This is a genomic window from Actinophytocola sp. KF-1 (assembly GCF_054661535.1).
The window spans coordinates 72568-91621 of the sequence record NZ_BAAFVK010000012.1 but is presented as its reverse complement, the minus strand read 5'-3'; the positions used below and the strand labels follow the sequence as shown (position 1 = coordinate 91621).

Below are 19054 nucleotides of genomic sequence, written 5' to 3'. Positions count from 1 at the left end.
CATGTTCGCGGGCAGGAACGTGCTCGTCGCGGGTGCGGGCGTCACCGGGAAGTCGGTGGCGGCCGCCCTGCTCGGCGCAGGCGCGCGGGTCACCGTGACCGACGCGGCCGCCGACCGGCTGACCGGCCTGCCGGACGGCGTGGCGACCGCGGCCGGGCTCACCACCCCGCCCGAGGGCACCGACCTGGTCGTGACCAGCCCCGGCTGGCCGCCGACGGCCCCGCTGCTCGTCGCGGCCGCCGAGGCGGGTGTCGAGGTGATCGGCGAGGTCGAGCTGGCGTGGCGGCTCGGCGAGACCCTGCCGAACCCGCCGGTGTGGCTCGCCGTCACCGGCACCGACGGCAAGACCACCACCGTCGGCATGCTCGAGTCGATCCTGCTCGCGTCCGGCGCCAAGGCTGTGGCCTGCGGGAACATCGGCCTGCCGGTCATCGACGCGGTCCTCGGCGGCTACGACGTGCTCGCCGTCGAGCTGTCCAGCTACCAGCTGCACTGGCAGTCGTCCATGCGGGCGCACGCCGCCGCGGTGCTCAACATCGCCGAGGACCACCTCGAGTGGCACGGCACCATGGCCGCCTACGTCGCCGACAAGGGCAAGATCTACGACGGCGCCGGGCTCGCGGTCTACAACGCCGACGACGTCGAGAGCGAACGCCTCGCCGCGGCGGCGCCGCGGCGGGTCGGCTTCACCACCGGCACCCCCGCCGCGGGCCAGTTCGGTGTCACCGGCGGCTGGCTCGTGCACCGTGACCGGGCCGCGCGGAGCGAGCCAGACCAGCACGACCTGCTGCTCGCACCGGTCGCCGAGGTCCGGCCCGTCGGCGAGCACAACGTCGCCAACGCGCTGGCCGCCGCCGCGCTCGCCAGGGCGTACGGGGTGTCGCCGGCGGCGGTCCGGGCGGGGCTCGCCAACTTCGAGCCACCCGCGCACCGGGTCGAGCTGGTCGCCGAGGCGGGCGGCGTCCGGTACGTCGACGACTCCAAGGCCACCAACACCCACGCCGCCCGTGGCTCGCTCGGCGCGTTCGAGTCGGTCGTGTGGATCGCGGGCGGTCTGCTGCACGGCGCGCAGGTCGCCGACCTGGTCGCCGGGGTGGCGCCCCGGCTGCGCGGCGCCGTCCTGATCGGCGCCGATCAGGACGTGTTCGCCGCCGCACTCGCGCGACACGCGCCGGATGTGCCGGTCCATCGCGTCCTGTCAGGAGACGATGAACCCATGCTCACTGCGGTGCGCGTGGCGAACGCGATGGCCTCCCCGGGGGATGTGGTGCTGCTCGCGCCCGCCGCCAAGTCCCACGACCTCTTCGCCAGCTACGTGCACCGCGGCACGGCCTTCGCCGACGCCGTGCGCGACGTGCTGGCGGAGCGGGGATGACGACACTCAGAGACAACGCGTCCGAGAGCGAGTCCGAGGACAAGACCGAGCGCCAGCCGCGCAAGGAGCGCACCGGGCGGCTGCACGCCATCAGCACCGGGCTGACCGCGTGGCTCGGGCGCCCGCTCGCGTCGTTCCACCTGATCCTCGCGATCTGCACGCTGCTGATCGTCATCGGCCTGGTGATGGTGCTGTCCGCGTCCGCGGTCGGCTCGATCAACCAGGGCGGTTCCGCGTACACGGTGTTCGGCAAGCAGGTCGTGTTCGTGCTGGTCGGGCTCGTGCTGTTCTGGATCGGCGTGCGCGTGCCGCTGCAGAAGATCCGCGCGCTGAGCCCGATCGCGCTGTGGGTGTGCGTGCTGCTGCTCGTGCTCGTGCTCACGCCGCTTGGCTCGACGCTCAACGGCACCCGCAGCTGGTTCCGGGTCGGGCCGCTGTCGGTGCAGCCGGTCGAGTTCGCCAAGCTCGCGCTCGCGCTGTGGGGTGCGCACATCCTCGTCGTGAAGCGGGGCCTGCTGCACCAGTACCGGCACCTGCTCGTGCCGGTGCTACCGGTCGCACTCGTGATGTTCGCGCTGGTCATGCTGCAGCCCGACCTCGGCGGCACGGTCACCCTCGGCGTCGTGCTGATCGCGTTGCTGTGGTTCGCGGGCGCCCAGCTCCGGCTGTTCGGCGCGCTCGCGCTCGGCGCGCTCGCCGGCGTGGTCCTGCTGGCCGTCGGCAGCGGTTACCGGCTCGAACGCGTGGAGTCGTTCCTCGGCGGCGGCGAGGACGACCTCGGCGCCGCCTACCAGGCCAACCAGGCGCTGTACGCGCTCGCGGACGGTGGCCTGTTCGGCAAGGGCATCGGGCAGGGGCAGTCGAAGTGGGAGTACCTGCCCAACGTCCACAACGACTTCATCTTCGCGCTGATCGGCGAGGAACTGGGTTTCCTCGGCTGCGCGCTGGTGCTCGGCCTGTTCGGCACGCTCGCGGTCGTCGGCATGCGGGTCGCGACCCGCAACATCGACCCGTGGATCCGGATGGTGGCCGCCACGCTGACCGTCTGGCTGGTCGCCCAGGCCGCGATCAACATCGGCTACGTGGTCGGGTTGCTGCCGGTCACGGGCATCACGCTGCCCCTCATCTCCTCCGGTGGCACGTCCGTCGTGACCACCATGCTGGTGTTCGGCGTCCTCGCGAACTGTGCGCGGCATGAGCCCGAAGCAGTGGCCGCACTACGCTCTCAGGGGCCGGGTCGATTCGGCAGGCTGATGCGGCTCCCCGCCCCGGAGCCCTACCAGCCGCCGGTCAGGCGCAAGCCGGTCCGGCCACCCGCCACGCAGCGAGGCTCCTCGGGTCGTGCCGTCGGTCGTTCCACCGCCCGCGGCAGGCCGCCCGCCCCGCGCCGCAGACTAGGAGGACGTTCTTGACCACCCCTGCCAACCGTGGACCGTGCGTCGTCGTCGCCGGGGGAGGGACGGCGGGGCACATCGAGCCCGCGCTGGCCCTGGCCGACGCCGTCCGCCGCATCCGGCCGGACGCCCGCATCGTGGCGCTCGGGACCGAGCGCGGCCTGGAGAAGCAGATCATCCCGGCCCGCGGCTACCCGCTCGAGATGATCCCGCCGGTCCCGATGCCGAGGAAGCCGAACGTCGACCTGCTGAAGCTGCCGCTGAAGGTCCGCTCCGCCATCAAGCAGACCCGCGAGGTGCTCGACCGCGTCGGCGCCGACGTGGTCGTCGGGTTCGGCGGCTACGTCGCGCTGCCCGCCTACCTGGCGGCGCGCGGCCGCACCCCGATCGTCGTGCACGACTCCAACGCCAAGGTCGGCCTCGCGAACAAGGTCGGCGCCCGGTACGCCGAGCGGGTCGCGGTCGCCGTGCCGAACACCGGCCTGCCGAAGGCCGAGGTGATCGGCATCCCGCTGCGCGGTTCGATCATCAGCCTCGACCGGTTCCGGCTGCGCGCGCAGGCCCGCCAGTTCTTCGGCCTGCACCCGACCGCGCCGACGCTGCTGGTGTTCGGCGGTTCGCAGGGCGCGCAGTCGATCAACAACGCCGTGTCGGCGTGCGCCGGGGTCTTCGCCCAGCGGGGCATCGGCGTGCTGCACGCCCACGGCCCCAAGAAGTCCGTCGCCGTGCAGCAGTTCCCCGGCGCGCCGCGCTACGTGACCGTGCCGTACCTGGAGCGCATGGACCTCGCGTACGCCGCCGCCGACGCGGTGCTGTGCCGGTGCGGCGCGATGACCGTCGCCGAGGTGTCCGCGATCGGGCTGCCCGCGGTGTACGTGCCGCTGCCGCACGGCAACGGCGAGCAGGCGCTGAACGCGCAGCCCATGGTGGACGCGGGCGCCGCGCTGATGGTGAAGGACGAGGACCTGACGCCGCAGGCGGTCGCCGAGCTGACCGTGCCGCTGCTGACGGACCCGTTGCGGCTCAAGAAGATGAGCGCCGCCGCACAGGGCACCGGGCACCGGGAGGCCGCGGACGTGCTGGCGCGCATGGTGCTGGAAGTGGTGGGCAAGTAATGGTGTCTTTGGCGCGGGTGCACCTGGTGGGGATCGGGGGTGCCGGGATGAGCGGCATCGCCAGGATCCTGCTCGACCGCGGCGCGCGGGTCTCCGGCTCCGACGCCAAGGAGTCGACGACCCTGATGACGCTGCGGGCGCAGGGCGCGAAGGTCGCGGTCGGCCAGGCCGCGGCGAACCTCGACCTGCTCGACGGCGGGCCAACGGCCGTCGTGGTGTCCTCGGCCATCAAGCCGGACAACCCCGAGCTGGTCGAGGCGCAGGCCCGCGGACTTGCGGTGCTGCACCGCTCCGCCGCGCTCGCCGCGTTGATGGACGGCCACCGCGTCGCCTGCGTCGCGGGCACGCACGGCAAGACGTCCACCACGTCCATGCTCACCGTCGCGCTGCAGCACTGCAGGCTCGACCCGTCGTTCGCGATCGGCGGCGACCTCAACGAGTCCGGCGCCAACGCCCACCACGGCGCGGGCGGCGTGTTCGTGGCGGAGGCCGACGAGAGCGACGGCTCGTTCCTCGCGTTCTCGCCGTCGGTCGCGGTCGTCACCAACGTCGAGCCCGACCACCTCGACCACCACGGCACCGCGGAGGCCTACAACGCGGTGTTCGAGTCGTTCGTGGACCGCATCAGCGACGACGGCGTGCTGATCGTCTGCGCCGACGACCCGGGCGCGGCCGCGCTGGGGCTGCTGGCGGAGAACAAGGGCGTGCGGGTGCGCCGCTACGGCCGCGCCGCCGCGGACGTGACCATGACCGCCTACGAGCCGGTGGACGGCGCCGGCGTGGCCCGCGTGCTGCTCGAGGGCGACGAGGTCGAGGTGAAGGTCGCGGTGCCGGGCGAGCACATGGCCCTCAACGCGCTCGGCGCCCTGATCGCGGGCCTGGAGCTGGGCGCGCCGCTCGACGGGCTCCTCGAGGGCATCGCGAGTTTCGGCGGCGTGCGGCGGCGGTTCGAGTTCAAGGGGCTCGCGGGCGGCGTGCGGGTGTACGACGACTACGCCCACCACCCGACCGAGGTCGCCGCGCAGCTGACCGCCGCGCGGCCCGCCGCGCACGGCGGCAAGCTCGTGGTGATCTTCCAGCCGCACCTGTACTCGCGGACGCGGCTGTTCGCGAAGGAGTTCGGCGCGGCGCTCGGCCTGGCCGACGAGGTCGTGGTGCTGGACGTGTACGGCGCCCGTGAGCAGCCGGAGCCCGGGGTCAACGGTCAGCTGATCGTCGACAACGTGCCGCTGCCCGCCGAGCGCGTCCGGTTCGAGTCGTCGTTCGAGCGCGTGCCCGAGCTGGTCGCGTCGCTGGCAGGCGAGGGCGACATCGTGCTGACCATGGGCGCGGGCGACGTCACGATGCTCGGCCCGGAGCTGATCGCCGAACTGGACCGCCGGGTCAGGGCCTGATGGCCGGCACGGCCCGCGGTGGCGACCGCGCACGGCGCGGCGGAACCGGCGGCGCGTCGTCGGCCCGTCGCCGCCGCGGCGCGGACGACACGCCACGCGAGTCGTGGAGCCGCGGCCGCCGCCGCACGGCGCCCCGGGAGGAGCCCGAGGAGCGCGCGGAACCCGTCCGCGCCACCCCGGCCCGCGCGGGTGCGACCCGCACCGCCCGCACCCGCGCAGGCGCCGCCGCGGCCCGCCGCGCCGAGCGGCAGAGCGCGCGCGGCCGCGCCGACCGCAGCCGTCCCGCCCGTGACTCCAGCCGCACCCTCACCCGGCGGCGGCCCCCCGCGCCCCGCGCCGAGGACGGCGGCCCCACCCGCGGCCGGTACCTCGCCCGCCGGTGGGTCGCGGTGCTGGCCGTGGTCAGCGTGGTCGGCGTCGCCTACCTGGTGATGTTCACGTCGCTGCTCGGGGTGCGGTCGGTCGAGGTCATCGGCGTCGAGGAGATCGCGGCGGCCGACGTGCTGAAGGCGGCCGCCATCGAGCCGGGCACGCCCATGGTCCGCCTCGACGCCGACGAGGCCGCCGCGCGCGTGGCCGAGCTGCCGAGGGTGTTCGAGGTGGTCGTCGAGCGGTCCTGGCCGAGCACGGTCGAGATCCTCGTCACCGAACGCGCCCCCGTCGCCGTCCGCAGGGCGGGCAAGGAGATCCACCTGGTCGACGAGACCGGCCTCGACTACGCGGTCACCAAGACCGCCCCGAAGGGCCTGCCCACCCTGGCGATGGACGACGTCCGCCCGGACAACCCGGCCACGAAGGCCGCGGTCACCGTGCTCACCGCCATCCCGGACCAGCTGCGGGCCAAGGTCGTGACCGTGTCCGCGAAGACCCCGGGCGACGTGCGCCTCACCCTCGCCGACCGGCGCGTGATCAAGTGGGGCAACGCCCGGGACAACGCGCGCAAGGCCGCCGTGCTGGCGCCGCTGCTGACCCGCCCGGGAAAAACCTATGACGTCGCGACCCCGGAGTTCCCTACCGTGTCCGGGTGACTTCCCGAACCGAACCGCCCCGGGCGGCTGGTGAACGCGAGCAGCTGACCGGTTTCCTCGACTTCCTCCGCGAGGCCGTCGTCCTCAAGGCCACCGGCCTCACCGACGAGCAGGCCCGCAAGCGACTGGTCCCGTCCGAGCTGACGACCGTCGCCGGGCTGGTGGCCCATCTGACCTATGTGGAGCAGTACTGGTTCGGCGTGGTCCTCGACGGGCGGCCCGACCCGTGGCGGGCCCGCTTCGAGCAGGACCCGGACGCCGAGTTCCGCGCGGGCATGACCACCCCGCTGACCGAGCTGGTCGAGAACTACGTCCAGGAGTGCGCCCGCAGCAGGGCGGTGGTCGCGGCACGCGACCTCGAGTCGACCGTCGAGCGCGGCGGTGCACCCGTCAACCTGCGCTGGGTGCTGATCCATATGATTGAGGAGACCGGGCGCCACGCCGGTCACCTGGACCTGCTCCGTGAGTTGCTGGACGGCAGCACGGGCGAGTAGCGAAGGGTGAAAGCGACACACAGAAGCGCAACTACACGGCGTGGCGGCTGGAAACGGGAACGGTCCATGCCTACCGTCCTGATTCGACGTCAGCGCTTGACATAACTCTAAGTCTCTCGTAGAGGTTCAGGGTTTACGTCCGGCGACTGTCTCGGGGAACAGCAGAAGGCTTCAGATCAGGAAGGCGGTCCGATGACGCCCCCGCACAACTACCTGGCGGTGATCAAGGTCGTCGGCATCGGCGGCGGTGGGGTCAACGCTGTCAACCGCATGATCGAGGTCGGCCTCAAGGGTGTCGAGTTCATCGCGGTCAACACCGACGCCCAGGCACTGCTCATGTCCGACGCCGACGTCAAGCTCGACATCGGCCGTGAACTGACCCGCGGCCTCGGCGCGGGCGCGAACCCGGAGGTCGGCCACAAGGCCGCCGAGGACCACCGCGAGGAGATCGAGGAGGTCCTCAAGGGCGCCGACATGGTGTTCGTCACCGCGGGTGAGGGCGGCGGCACCGGCACCGGCGGCGCGCCGGTCGTCGCGTCGATCGCCCGCAAGCTCGGTGCGCTCACCATCGGCGTGGTCACCCGGCCGTTCGCGTTCGAGGGCAAGCGCCGCGCGCGCCAGGCCGAGGACGGCATCACCGAGCTGCGCAACGAGTGCGACACGCTCATCGTGATCCCGAACGACCGGCTGCTGCAGCTCGGCGACATCGGCGTCTCGCTGATGGACGCGTTCCGCTCGGCCGACGAGGTCCTGCTGTCCGGTGTCCAGGGCATCACCGACCTGATCACCACGCCGGGTCTGATCAACCTGGACTTCGCCGACGTCAAGAGCGTCATGTCCGGCGCGGGCAGCGCGCTCATGGGCATCGGCTCGGCGCGCGGCGAGGGCCGGGCGGTGCAGGCGGCGCAGAAGGCGATCAACTCGCCGCTGCTGGAGGCGTCCATGGACGGCGCCCACGGCGTCCTGCTCGCCATCGCGGGTGGCTCCGACCTCGGCCTGTTCGAGATCAACGAGTCCGCGTCGCTGGTGCAGGAGGCCGCACACCCCGAGGCCAACATCATCTTCGGGACGGTGATCGACGACTCGCTCGGCGACGAGGTCCGGGTCACGGTCATCGCGGCCGGGTTCGACAGCGGCACGCCGACGCACAAGAAGCTCGACCCGACCATGGTCAGCTCCCGCAGCACGGGCACGGCGTCGGCGCAGTCCGGTGAGGTGAGCAGGCCGGAGCGCCAGGACCCGCCGCCCGCGCAGCCGACCGCGGCGACCGTGCACCCGCCGGTGCAGCCGCCCGCGCAGCAGGAGCCGCCGCGCCCCGCACCGCAGCAGACGCAGCCCGCTCCGCAGCAGGCCGGCGCGAGCCAGAGCACGCAGGACACCGCGCAGACGGCGCCGCCGCCCCGGCAGGCCGCGGTCGGCTACTCGAACCCGATGGGCAACGCGAGCGTCCCGCCCTCGGCGTCGCCCCGGCCGCGCCCCGCGGGTTCGACGGGCAGCCTGCCGCCCCGCGCGGTCCCGGTGACCGACGAGCCGGACGACGAGGTGGACGTGCCGCCGTTCATGCGGAGGTAGCACCAGGCTCGGAAGACGGGGCCGCCACGCCGAGCGCGTGGCGGCCCCGATCCGTCTCCGGCGATCCGGTTGGATGGTGGAGGAAGCAGCCCCGAACCCCACGCGGAGGGAACCTTGCGGATCAGGCGGGTGGTGACGACCCGGGCCGGTGGCCGGTCGAAGCCACCGTACGAGTCGTTCAACCTCGGTGGCGGTGTCGGCGACGACCCGGCGGCCGTCGCCGCGAACCGGGCGCGCCTCGCCGACGAGCTCGGGCTCGAGCGGGACCGGCTCGTCTGGATGGACCAGATCCACGGCCGCAACGCCGAGGTCGTCGACGGTCCCCGGCCCGGCGGGGTCGAGGCGACCGACGCGATCGTGACCGCCGAGCCGAACCTCGCGCTCGTCGCCCTGTGCGCCGACTGCGTGCCGGTGCTGCTCGCCGACCCCGAGGCCGGGGTCGTCGGCGCGGCCCACGCCGGCCGGGTCGGGGCGCGGATCGGGGTGGTGCCCGCCGCGCTCGCCGCCATGGAGCAGGCGGGCGCCCGGATCGACCGCGTCGAGGTGCTGCTCGGGCCTGCCGCGTGCGGCGAGTGCTACGAGGTGCCGGCCGCCATGCGGGCCGACGTCGAGGCGCACCTGCCGGGCAGCGCGTCGAAGACCCGCAAGGGCACGCCGGGGCTCGACATCCGCGCCGGGCTCTGGCAGCAGCTCGCCGACGCCGGTGTCGCCAAGATCGGGATCGACCCGCGGTGCACGATCGAGGACAAGACCCTGTTCAGTCACCGCAGGGAAGGGACCACTGGGCGATTGGCCGCCCTCACCTGGCTCGACCCGGGCGAGGACGCATGAGCGACCGGCGAGCGGAGATCGACGCCGCGCTGACGATCGTCCGGGAACGGATCGCGGCCGCCTGCCGCACCGCCGGGCGCGCGGAGGACGCCGTTCGGCTCATCGCGGTGACCAAGACGTTCCCGGCCTCGGACGCCGCCCTGCTGACCGACCTCGGCGTCACCGACCTCGGCGAGAACCGCGAGCAGGAAGCCGGTCCGAAGACCGCTGACCTGCGGGAACTCCGGCCCGACGCGGCCGTGCGGTGGCACATGCTGGGCAGGCTGCAGCGCAACAAGGCCCGTGCCGTCGCCCGCTGGGCGGCCGAGGTCCAGTCGGTCGACTCGGACCGGCTCGTCGACGCGCTGGACAAGGCCGTGCGCAACGCGCGGGAGGCGGGCGACCGGACCGGGCCGCTCGACGTCCTGATCCAGGTGAGCATCGACAACGACCCCGAGCGCGGGGGAGCGCCGCTCGACACGCTGATGCCGCTTGCCGATCATGTCGCCCGTTCGGGTGAATTACGGTTGCGCGGTCTGATGGCCGTGGCGCCGCTCACCATGACCCCGGACGACGCCTTCGAACGCCTGGCCCGCGCCGCCGATCGCCTGCGTGAAGATCATCCCGAGGCCTCGGAGCTGTCCGCCGGGATGACCGGCGATCTCGAATCAGCCGTTACTCACGGTTCGACCTGCGTGCGTGTCGGAACCGCGATCTTGGGTACCCGTGGCCTAGCCTCCCCATAACACGTTGTGGGAGCCGCACGCATTCGAGGGCAGGGGTATGGGCACGCTGCAGAAGCTGAAGGCCTACTTCGGCATGGTCCCTGCCGACGAGTACGACGGCTACGACCTCGATGACCTGGACGAATACGGCGACGACTACGTCGACCGCGGCCGGGGTCACCGTCGTCCGGAGTACCTGGCCGACGAGGACGACTACGACCCCTACGACCAGCCGCCGCGCAGGCGCGGCTTCGGTCGCCGGGGCGACGACGCGCGGTACGACGACGGGTACGAGACGGAGCTGTCGGCGCGCGCCGACTTCCCCGCCCGGTCCGCCGGCAGGCCGCGCCCGTCCTGGTCGACGGACGCGCCGACGCAGGGCGCGCTGGCCGTGGAACCCCGCCGGGACCCGGCGCCGCGGCCGCTGCCGCGTCCGGAGCCGGTGGCAAAGCCGAGTGCTGGGGGCTACCCGATGGGCCGGATCGTCACGCTCAACCCGACGAGCTTCGCCGAGGCCAGAACCATCGGTGAGCACTACCGGGACGGCACACCGGTGATCATCAACCTGACCGAGCTGGACGACTCGGACGCCCGTCGGCTGGTGGACTTCGCCGCCGGTCTGGCGTTCGCGTTGCGCGGCTCGATCGACAAGGTCACCAACAAGGTGTTCTTGATCTCACCGCCGAACCAGGACCCGACCGCCGAGGACAAACGGCGCATAGCGGAGGGCGGGTTGCTCAACCGGCAGTGAGTGATGGCAGAGTTGACACGTGGATCCGCTCCGGCTTGTCTTGTATTGGGTACTGTTCGTCTTCTGGCTGTTCCTGACCGCGCGTGTCGTGGTGGAGCTGGTCCGAGCGTTCTCGAGGGAGTGGCGCCCGGCAGGCGGGGTTGCGGTAACGCTGGAGACCATCTACACAGTGACCGATCCCCCGGTCCGTTTGGTCCGTCGGTTGATTCCGATGGTCCGGATCGGGGGCGTAGGGCTGGACCTATCGATTATGGTGCTGCTGTTGGTCGTGTTCATACTGATGCGACTGGCCTATCCCGGGTAGTGGGGAACCCGGGACGGACCTGCAGCCCCTGAGTGCGTGAGGTGATCAGATGTCGTTGACCCCCGCTGACGTGCACAACGTCGCGTTCAGCAAGCCTCCCATTGGCAAGCGGGGCTACAACGAGGACGAGGTGGACGCGTTCCTTGACCTGGTCGAGGTCGAGCTGTCCCGCCTGATCGAGGAGAACAACGACCTGCGTGCGCAGGTCGAGCAGCTCGACGCGCAGCTCGAGTCGGCCCGCGCCGACATCGAGGACGCGCGCTCGGTCGCACCCGCGCCACAGCCCGTCCAGGAGCGACGGCTCACGCCGGTGCCGCCGCCGAGCGCACTGGAGCAGACTTCCCCCGGCTCCGCCGGTGGCGATCATCACGTCCAGGCCGCGAAGGTGCTCGGGCTCGCCCAGGAGATGGCGGACCGGCTCACCGGCGAGGCCAAGGCGGAGTCCGACGGCATGCTCGCCGAGGCGCGGACCAAGTCCGAGCAGCTGCTGTCCGAGGCCCGTGCCAAGTCGGACACGATGATCAACGAGGCGCGCACGCGTGCCGAGACGATGCTCAACGACGCGCGCACCCGCGCCGAGACCCTCGAGCGGTCGGCCCGCGACAAGGCCACCACGCTCGAGCGCGAGGCGCAGCGGCAGCACGCCGAGGTCATCGGGCAGGTGCAGGCGGAGCGCACGGCGCTCGAGAAGAAGATCGACGAGCTGCGCACGTTCGAGCGCGAGTACCGCACGCGGCTCAAGACGTTCCTCGAGTCGAGCCTGCGCGAGCTGGGTGACCGGGGCTCCGCGGCGCCGACCACGGGCTCGCCGTCCTCGGAGGGCAGCCGGTCGTCCGGCCAGCAGGGTTACGCGTTCGGTCCGCGCGCCGAAGCCGGCTGAGCCGTCCCCGACTGACTGACCAGTGCTGTACATAGTCCTGGCGCTGGTGGTGGCTGCCCTCGGGCTGCTCATCGCCGCGCTCACCACGGCCAACACGCTGTGGGCCTGGGTCTCCGTCGTGGTGAGCGTGGTGGCGGCCGGTCTGCTGGTCGCCGACTGGCTCAGCGGCAGGCGCAGGGCACGCGCGAAGGCGGGCACGCCGACGGTGGTCACGGTGGGGGGCCATCGTGACGACCGGACCGGCAAGCGGGGCGACGGCGACGCCGACTGGTTCGCCGAACCGGAGGGCAAGGCGCCTGCCGAGCCCGGGGACGAGTCCCCCGCGGTGGCGCCGGAGTCCGACGCCGAGGTGACCGGGCACATCGAGCCGGTGGCCGCCGAGGCGCCCGTGGTGGCCGACGAGCCCGCCGGACCGGCCGGACCCGACGAGGACCCGGACGAGGAACCGACCGACGCGAGCGACCTGCTGGTGGTCGCGGGCCTCAGCGCCGAGGTGCGCGTGGTCGACGAGCACCCCCGCTACCACCTCGCGACGTGCACGTGGCTCGGCCCGCGCCCGACGATCCCGATCGCGGTGTCCGAGGCCCGCCAGCTCGGCTTCACGCCGTGCGCCCGTTGCGGCCCGGACGCGGTCCTCGCGGCCAGGCACCGGGCCGCGCGCTAACGCGCTTGCGCGTTCTGGCATCCTTGATGTGACAGGCGTTGATCCGGCCATCACCGGGGAGCCTCCGGAAGAACGGGCCCGCGTGGCCTCAGTAGAACCGGACGGGTCGGCCCGTCACAGCCGGTGAACGAGAGGTCGGCGCGCACGTGCGCCGGCAAGCGGGGTGGTACCGCGGCGTCACGTCGTCCCCGTGTGGCAGCAGACACGCGTGACACACGATGGATGGACCCCGATGCCCTATCCCAAGGCACAGCACGGCTCTGACGACGGCACCAACGGCGTCGCCGCGCAGCCGTCCTTCCCGAACCTCGAGCAGGCCGTGCTCGACTACTGGGACGCCGACCGCACCTTCGTCGCGTCCGTCGACGCGCGGCCTGCCGGTGAGCACGGCTCGAACGAGTTCGTCTTCTACGACGGCCCGCCCTTCGCCAACGGCCTCCCGCACTACGGGCACCTGCTGACCGGCTACGTCAAGGACGTCGTGCCGCGCTACCAGACCATGCGCGGCAAGCACGTCGAGCGCCGGTTCGGCTGGGACACCCACGGCCTGCCCGCCGAGTTCGAGGCGGAGCAGCAGCTCGGCATCAAGACCAAGGCCGAGATCGAGGAGATGGGCATCGCCGAGTTCAACGCGGCGTGCCGCACCTCGGTGCTGCAGTACACCCAGCAGTGGCGCGACTACGTGACCCGCCAGGCCCGCTGGGTCGACTTCGACAACGACTACAAGACGCTCGACCTGGACTTCATGGAGAGCGTCATGTGGGCCTTCAAGTCCCTGTGGGACAAGGGCCTGGTGTACGAGGGCTACCGCGTCCTCTGGTACTGCTGGCGCTGCGAGACGCCGCTGTCCAACACCGAGACGAAGATGGACGACGTCTACCTGGACCGCCAGGACCCGGCCGTCACGGTCGGCCTGCGGCTGGAGACGGGCGAGCTGGCGCTGATCTGGACCACCACGCCGTGGACGCTGCCGTCGAACCTCGCGATGGCCGTGCACCCGGACGTCGACTACGTCGTGGTCGAGGCGAACGGCGAGAAGTACCTGCTCGCCGAGGCCAGGGTGGCCGCCTACGCCCGTGAGCTGGGCGAGGAGCCCCCGGTGGTGGCCCGCTACAAGGGCAGCGACCTGCTGGGCCGCAAGTACACGCCGCCGTTCGACTTCTTCGCGGAGCTTGCGGAGCGAACATCAGACACAGCGCCGGGCCGCGAGAACGCGTTCCAGATCCTCGCCGCCGACTACGTCACCACCGAGGACGGCACGGGCATCGTGCACATCGCCCCCGCCTACGGTGAGGAGGACAAGGTCGTCACCGACGCGGCCGGCATCACGCCGGTCACGCCGGTGGACGCGCACGGCCGCTTCGACGCGACCGTCCCGCCGTACCAGGGCATGCACGTCCTGAACGAGGCCAACGGCCAGATCATCAGGGACCTCAAGGCCGCGGGGAAGCTGCTGCGGCAGGAGACCTACGACCACGCGTACCCGCACTGCTGGCGCTGCGGCAACCCCCTGATCCAGCGCGCGGTGACGTCGTGGTTCGTGGCCGTGACCAAGTTCCGCGACCGGATGGTCGAGCTGAACCAGCAGATCAACTGGGTGCCCGGGCACGTGCGCGACGGCCAGTTCGGCAAGTGGCTGGAGAACGCGCGCGACTGGTCGATCTCCCGCAACCGGTTCTGGGGCAGCCCGATCCCGGTGTGGGTGTCGGACAACCCCGAGTACCCGCGCGTCGACGTGTACGGGTCGCTGGACGAGCTGGAGCGCGACTTCGGCGTGCGCCCCACCGACCTGCACCGGCCGTTCATCGACGAGCTGACCCGCCCGAACCCGGACGACCCGACCGGGCGGTCGACCATGCGCAGGACCCCCGAGGTGCTGGACTGCTGGTTCGAGTCCGGTTCGATGCCGTACGCGCAGGTGCACTACCCGTTCGAGAACCGCGAGTGGTTCGAGCACCACTACCCGGGCGACTTCATCGTCGAGTACAACGGCCAGACCCGCGGCTGGTTCTACACGATGCACGTGCTGGCCACGGCCCTGTTCGACCGGCCGGCGTTCCGCAACTGCGTCGCGCACGGCATCGTCCTGGGCGACGACGGGCAGAAGATGTCCAAGTCGCGCAAGAACTACCCGGACGTCAACGAGGTCTTCGCGCGTGACGGCTCCGACGCCATGCGCTGGTTCCTCATGTCCTCGCCGATCCTGCGCGGCGGCGACCTGGTCGTGACCGAGCGCGGCATCCGCGACGCCGTCCGCCAGGCCGTGCTGCCGCTGTGGAACACGTGGTACTTCCTCGCGCTGTACGCGAACGCCGAGGGCGTCGAGGGCCGGTGGCGCACCGACTCGAAGCACGTCCTCGACCGGTACGTGCTGGCGAAGACGCAGGAGCTGGTGGTCGACACCCGCGCGGCGCTGGACGTCTACGACCTGTCCGGTGCGTGCGCGGGCGTGCGGGAGTACCTGGAGGCGCTGACCAACTGGTACGTCCGCCGCTCCCGCGACCGCTTCTGGTCCGGTGACAGGGACGCGATCGACACGCTCCACACGGTGCTGGAGGTCGTGTCCCGGGTCGTGGCCCCGCTGCTGCCGCTCACGGCGGAGGCGGTGTGGCGCGGCCTGACCGGCGAGCGCTCGGTGCACCTGGCGGACTGGCCGTCGGACGACCTGCTGCCCGCGGACGCCGCCCTGGTGACGGCCATGGACCGGGTGCGGCAGGTGTGCTCGGCGGCGCTGGCGCTGCGCAAGGCGAACAAGCTGCGCGTGCGGCTGCCGCTGGCGGAGCTGACCGTCGCGGCGGAGGACGCGGACTCGCTGTCGCCGTTCACCGACCTGATCGCCGACGAGGTGAACGTCAAGCGGGTCACGCTGACCACGGACGTGGCGGCGCACGGCCACTTCGAGCTGGTGGTCAACGCCCGCGCCTGCGGCCCCCGCCTCGGCGCGGACACGCAGAAGGTCATCCGCGCGGTCAAGGCGGGCGAGTGGACCACGTCCGGCGACTCGGTCGTGGCCGCGGGCATCGAGCTGCTGCCCGGCGAGTTCCAGCGCAGGCTGGTGGCCACCGACAAGGGCGCGACGGGCGAGCTGCCGAACTCGTCGGGCCTGGTCGTCCTCGACACCGCCACCACGCCGGAGCTGGCGGCGGAGGGCATCGCCCGCGACCTGGTCCGCGTGGTCCAGCAGGCCCGCCGCGAGGCGAACCTGGACGTGGCCGACCGCATCACGGTGACCGTCCAGGCCCCCGACGAGGTGGTCGCTGCGGTGCGCGTGCACGAGGAGTTCCTGGCCGGGGAGACGCTCGCGAACGAGGTCACCTACGGCCCGGCGAGCGGCTTCACGGGCACGGTCGGCGACGGCATCGAGGTCGCGGTGACCGTCACGAAGGCGTAGCGGCACGAGTTCGAGGGCCCGCCAGGACGACGACCTGGCGGGCCCTCGCCGTGCGTGCCCGGTGGGAGTGGTCCCGGCAGCGCTACCCGGCCGAGACCGAGGGAGGACGGGGCACCAGGGTCCGGGTCGCGCGTGGCGGCTTCGCCGGTCAGGAGCGGCCTCGGCGTCCAGCGGCCCACAGACGAGAGCAGGGGCACGCGCGCCGAGGAGGCACAGCGGGTCGAGGAGGCACAGCGGGTCGAGGCGGTGCGCCAGGAGGCGCGGCGCAGCGTCGTGGGCTACTACCGGCAGGGCTGGCTGACCACCATCCACGTGGGACCGCGGCGGTAGGCCAGGACACAATCCGGGTATGCGCATCGCGGTCCGGGTCAAGCCGGGCGCCAGGAAGGAAGCCGTGGGTGGCCGTCACGGGGACGCGCTGGTCGTCGCCGTGACGGCGCCGCCCGTCGAGGGCAAGGCGAACGAGGCCGTCCGCAAGGCGCTCGCCACGGCGTTCGGGGTCCGCAGGCAGGACGTGGTGATCGTGGCGGGGGAGAAGGGGCGGGACAAGGTCGTCGAACTGCCCGGCGACCCGGCCCGCCTCGACGAGCTGCTCAGATGCTGAGGTCCGGCTTCAGCTTCCCCACGGCCCACTCCCGCTTGCGGCGCACGACCAGCGTCGTCAGCGCCAGCGACACCACGAGGAACCCGCCCAGCACCAGCACGTCCCGCAGCAGGTGGGCGCCGTTGCCGCCGGTGATCGTCACCCGCAGCCCGTCCACCAGGTACGTCATGGGCAGCACGTGGTGCAGCGCCCGGAAGAACCCCGGCAGCGTCTCGTACGGGTAGGTCCCCGCCGAGGTCGTCAGCTGCAGCAGCAACAGCACCAGGATCACCGCGCTGGCGACGCCGCCGAGCCACGTGCGGAACAGGTGCGCGATCGCCGTGAACGCGAGCGCCGCCAGCACGACCAGCCCGATCATGGCCCACGCGTGCACCGGGTCGAGCCCGAGGAACACGTCAAGCACCAGGTACAGCACCAGCCCGCCGACCGTGCACGCCATCGCGGCTGGCAGCCAGCCCGCCAGCGCCACCGTCAGGTGACCGGCCCGGGACGCGAGCGCCCGCGCGGAGATCGGCCGCAGGATGAGGAACGCGGTGATCCCGAAGACCACCAGCGCGATCGCGAAGAAGAACGGGGTCAGCCCGCGGCCGTAGGTCACGGCGGGGTGCAGGTTCTCCGTCGCCACGTCGACCGGCGAGGCCAGGGTCGCGGCGTTCGACTTCTTCTGGTCGTCGGAGAGCACCGGGATGCGGCCCTCCGCGTCGCGGAGCCCGTCGGCCAGTGTGGCCGCCCCGGACGACAGCTTCGCGATGCCGTCGTGCAGTGACGTGGCGCCGGTGGCCGCGGTGCCGAGCCCGGCGTCGAGCCGCTCGGCGCCCGAGGCGACCTCCTTCGCACCCGCGTCGAGCGCCGAGACCTTGGCCGCCGCGTCCCGCACCTCCTGCTGCAGTGCTGGTGCGTCCTTCGCGAGCTGCTGCGCGTGCCCGTTCACCGTCGCGGTCGCGGTCTTCACCGTGTTCGCCGACGTGCTGACCTCGTTCGCGTAGCCCGCCGCGGTCCCGGTGACCCGCACCAGCTCCTGGTAGGCGGGGTCGTCGACCAGCTCCGGGTGCGCCTCCCCGAGCGCGGTGACCCTGGCCTGCACCGAGTCCGCGCCGCCCGCGACCGTGCCGGCGGCCGTCGCGGCCGTGCCGGCGAGGGCGTCGGCGGCCGACGCGGCACCCGCCGCGGTCTGCGTGAACCGCGGCAGCCGGTCGGCGATCGTGTTCGCCGCGGGCACCACCACGTCCGCGATGGCCGACACCCCGTCGGACACCTGCCGCGCACCGGGCGCGAGCTTGTCCGCCCCTGCCTTGAGCTCACCGATGCCGGACGCGAGGTCGGCGCTGCCCTTCTCGGCGGCCGCCGCCCCGTCCCGCAGCTGCCCGGCCCCGTCGACGGCCTGGTGGACACCGTTGCGCAGCCGCTCGAGGTCGTCGAACACCGACTGGAAGTACGCCGACACCGCCGCCGCGCTGATCTTGTTCTCCAGCTCGGACTGCACGGTCTGGGCCATCTTGCCGACGATGTAGCCGTTCGCGTCGTCGAGCGTGATCAGCATCCGCGCCCGCTCCGGCTTGTTGTCGGCGCCGCTCGCGAGCTTGGCGGAGAAGTCGGACGGCACGGAGATCTCGAAGTAGTAGTCCGTGTCGCGCACGCCGCGCGCGGCCTCGTCCCGGTCGACGAAGTGCCAGTCGAAGATCGGGTCCTTCTTCAGCTCGTCGGTGAACAGCTCGCCGGCGTTCACGGTCTGCCCGTTCACGGTGACCGGCCGGTCCTCGTTCACCACCGCGACCGGGATCTGGTCGAGCTTCCCGTAGGGGTCCCAGTTGGACCACAGGTACAGGCCGCCGTACAACAGCGGCACCATCACGACGAACACGAGGGCGAGACGCTGCAGCGGTGTGCGGAACCGCCTGATCTCGAACCACGCCAACCTAAACGGCCGCACGACTGTCCTTCCCGAGTTCGACGGTGCGCACGACACCGGCCTGCCGGGCGTCGATCGCGCTGGCGACCACGGCGATCCCGGTCTCGGCGACGGTGTGCAGCGCGGCCCAGATCCGGTGCTGCTGCGCGGGGGTGGCACGCAGGTCGACGTCGTCGAGCACGAGCGCGGCGGGCCGCGACGCCGCGGCGAGCGCCAGCGCGAACAGCGCGGCGTCGTCGGCGGCGAGGTCACCGACCACGGTGCCCGAGTCCACGCCGAGCCCCACCAGCTCCTCGTACCGGGAGAGGTCGGCCCCGTAGAACAGCAGCCCGGCCTCGCGCCTGCTGTCGCCGACCGTGAGGTCCGGGTCCAGCTCGACGGCGCCGGTGGCCCTGGCGACGGTGACCTGCGCGCGGATGTCCGGCCGGGTGGTGGTGTCGCCGACCCGCAGGTCACCCGTGCTGGGCTTGGCCCGGCCGGCGAGCGTGAGCAGCAGCATGGTGCGCCCGCTGCCCGACGGTCCCACGACCGCGGCCACCTCTCCGGCGGCCACGGCCAGGTCGACGTCGCGGTACACCCACCCGCGGCGGGTACGCAGGCCCAGCCCGCTCGCCTCGATCATGCCGCCCTCCCGAAAAATATAC

General features: G+C 72.4%; 18 protein-coding genes. 16 read left to right on the top strand and 2 right to left on the bottom strand.

The window, feature by feature from the left end:
- The first annotated feature begins 1 nt into the window (after position 1).
- From murD to ACYQ77_RS32115, 16 genes are all read left to right on the top strand, one after another.
- Positions 2–1375, top strand: coding sequence for a UDP-N-acetylmuramoyl-L-alanine--D-glutamate ligase (gene murD, locus ACYQ77_RS32190; RefSeq protein WP_459717936.1), 1374 nt, complete (start codon positions 2–4; stop codon positions 1373–1375).
- Positions 1372–2787 carry a putative lipid II flippase FtsW gene (gene ftsW / locus ACYQ77_RS32185; protein WP_459717934.1) on the top strand — a complete coding sequence of 472 codons (1416 nt, stop codon included), beginning with the start codon at positions 1372–1374 and terminating at the stop codon, positions 2785–2787. The genes murD and ftsW overlap by 4 nt, the downstream gene beginning before the upstream one ends.
- Positions 2784–3884, top strand: a complete 1101-nt coding sequence (murG, locus tag ACYQ77_RS32180) for an undecaprenyldiphospho-muramoylpentapeptide beta-N-acetylglucosaminyltransferase (RefSeq protein WP_459717932.1) — start codon at positions 2784–2786, stop codon at positions 3882–3884. The genes ftsW and murG overlap by 4 nt, the downstream gene beginning before the upstream one ends.
- Positions 3884–5278, top strand: a complete 1395-nt coding sequence (gene murC, locus ACYQ77_RS32175; RefSeq protein ID WP_459717930.1) for a UDP-N-acetylmuramate--L-alanine ligase — start codon at positions 3884–3886, stop codon at positions 5276–5278. The genes murG and murC overlap by 1 nt, the downstream gene beginning before the upstream one ends.
- On the top strand, positions 5278–6306 hold the full coding sequence (locus tag ACYQ77_RS32170) for a cell division protein FtsQ/DivIB (protein ID WP_459717928.1): 1029 nt from the start codon (positions 5278–5280) through the stop codon (positions 6304–6306). The genes murC and ACYQ77_RS32170 overlap by 1 nt, the downstream gene beginning before the upstream one ends.
- Complete coding sequence (locus ACYQ77_RS32165; protein WP_459717926.1) at positions 6303–6800, top strand: DinB family protein; 498 nt, start codon at positions 6303–6305, stop codon at positions 6798–6800. The genes ACYQ77_RS32170 and ACYQ77_RS32165 overlap by 4 nt, the downstream gene beginning before the upstream one ends.
- A 192-nt stretch (positions 6801–6992) precedes the next feature.
- Positions 6993–8372: a cell division protein FtsZ gene (ftsZ, locus tag ACYQ77_RS32160; protein ID WP_459717924.1), complete on the top strand. Its 1380-nt coding sequence runs from the start codon at positions 6993–6995 to the stop codon at positions 8370–8372.
- Positions 8373–8486: 114 nt separating this feature from the next.
- Entirely contained in the window at positions 8487–9203 is a 717-nt protein-coding gene (gene pgeF, locus ACYQ77_RS32155) for a peptidoglycan editing factor PgeF (protein WP_459717921.1), read from the top strand.
- Complete coding sequence (locus tag ACYQ77_RS32150) at positions 9200–9928, top strand: YggS family pyridoxal phosphate-dependent enzyme (protein WP_459717919.1); 729 nt, start codon at positions 9200–9202, stop codon at positions 9926–9928. The genes pgeF and ACYQ77_RS32150 overlap by 4 nt, the downstream gene beginning before the upstream one ends.
- Positions 9929–9965: 37 nt before the next feature.
- The gene (locus ACYQ77_RS32145) at positions 9966–10658 is read left to right on the top strand and encodes a cell division protein SepF (RefSeq protein WP_459717916.1); all 693 of its coding nucleotides are present in this window, start codon (positions 9966–9968) and stop codon (positions 10656–10658) included.
- Between the two features lie 19 nt (positions 10659–10677).
- Positions 10678–10962, top strand: coding sequence for a YggT family protein (locus ACYQ77_RS32140; RefSeq protein WP_396108457.1), 285 nt, complete (start codon positions 10678–10680; stop codon positions 10960–10962).
- A 49-nt stretch (positions 10963–11011) separates the two neighbouring features.
- Positions 11012–11842: a DivIVA-like cell division protein Wag31 gene (gene wag31, locus ACYQ77_RS32135; RefSeq protein ID WP_459717913.1), complete on the top strand. Its 831-nt coding sequence runs from the start codon at positions 11012–11014 to the stop codon at positions 11840–11842.
- 22 nt (positions 11843–11864) lie between these two features.
- Positions 11865–12506, top strand: coding sequence for a hypothetical protein (locus ACYQ77_RS32130; protein WP_459717912.1), 642 nt, complete (start codon positions 11865–11867; stop codon positions 12504–12506).
- A gap of 232 nt (positions 12507–12738) precedes the next feature.
- Positions 12739–15897: an isoleucine--tRNA ligase gene (gene ileS / locus ACYQ77_RS32125; RefSeq protein ID WP_459717909.1), complete on the top strand. Its 3159-nt coding sequence runs from the start codon at positions 12739–12741 to the stop codon at positions 15895–15897.
- Positions 15898–16029: 132 nt separating this feature from the next.
- On the top strand, positions 16030–16227 hold the full coding sequence (locus tag ACYQ77_RS32120) for a hypothetical protein (RefSeq protein ID WP_459717908.1): 198 nt from the start codon (positions 16030–16032) through the stop codon (positions 16225–16227).
- Positions 16228–16246: 19 nt separating this feature from the next.
- On the top strand, positions 16247–16501 hold the full coding sequence (locus tag ACYQ77_RS32115; protein WP_459717905.1) for a DUF167 domain-containing protein: 255 nt from the start codon (positions 16247–16249) through the stop codon (positions 16499–16501).
- Here ACYQ77_RS32115 and ACYQ77_RS32110 read toward each other — a convergent pair.
- Positions 16491–18431 (bottom strand): YhgE/Pip family protein, encoded by a 1941-nt coding sequence (locus ACYQ77_RS32110; RefSeq protein ID WP_459717904.1) that lies wholly within the window; start codon positions 18429–18431, stop codon positions 16491–16493. The two genes, ACYQ77_RS32115 and ACYQ77_RS32110, sit on opposite strands and share 11 nt — an antisense overlap.
- Positions 18418–19032: an ATP-binding cassette domain-containing protein gene (locus ACYQ77_RS32105; RefSeq protein ID WP_459717901.1), complete on the bottom strand. Its 615-nt coding sequence runs from the start codon at positions 19030–19032 to the stop codon at positions 18418–18420. Before ACYQ77_RS32105 ends, ACYQ77_RS32110 begins: the two co-directional genes overlap by 14 nt.
- Positions 19033–19054: the final 22 nt, after the last annotated feature.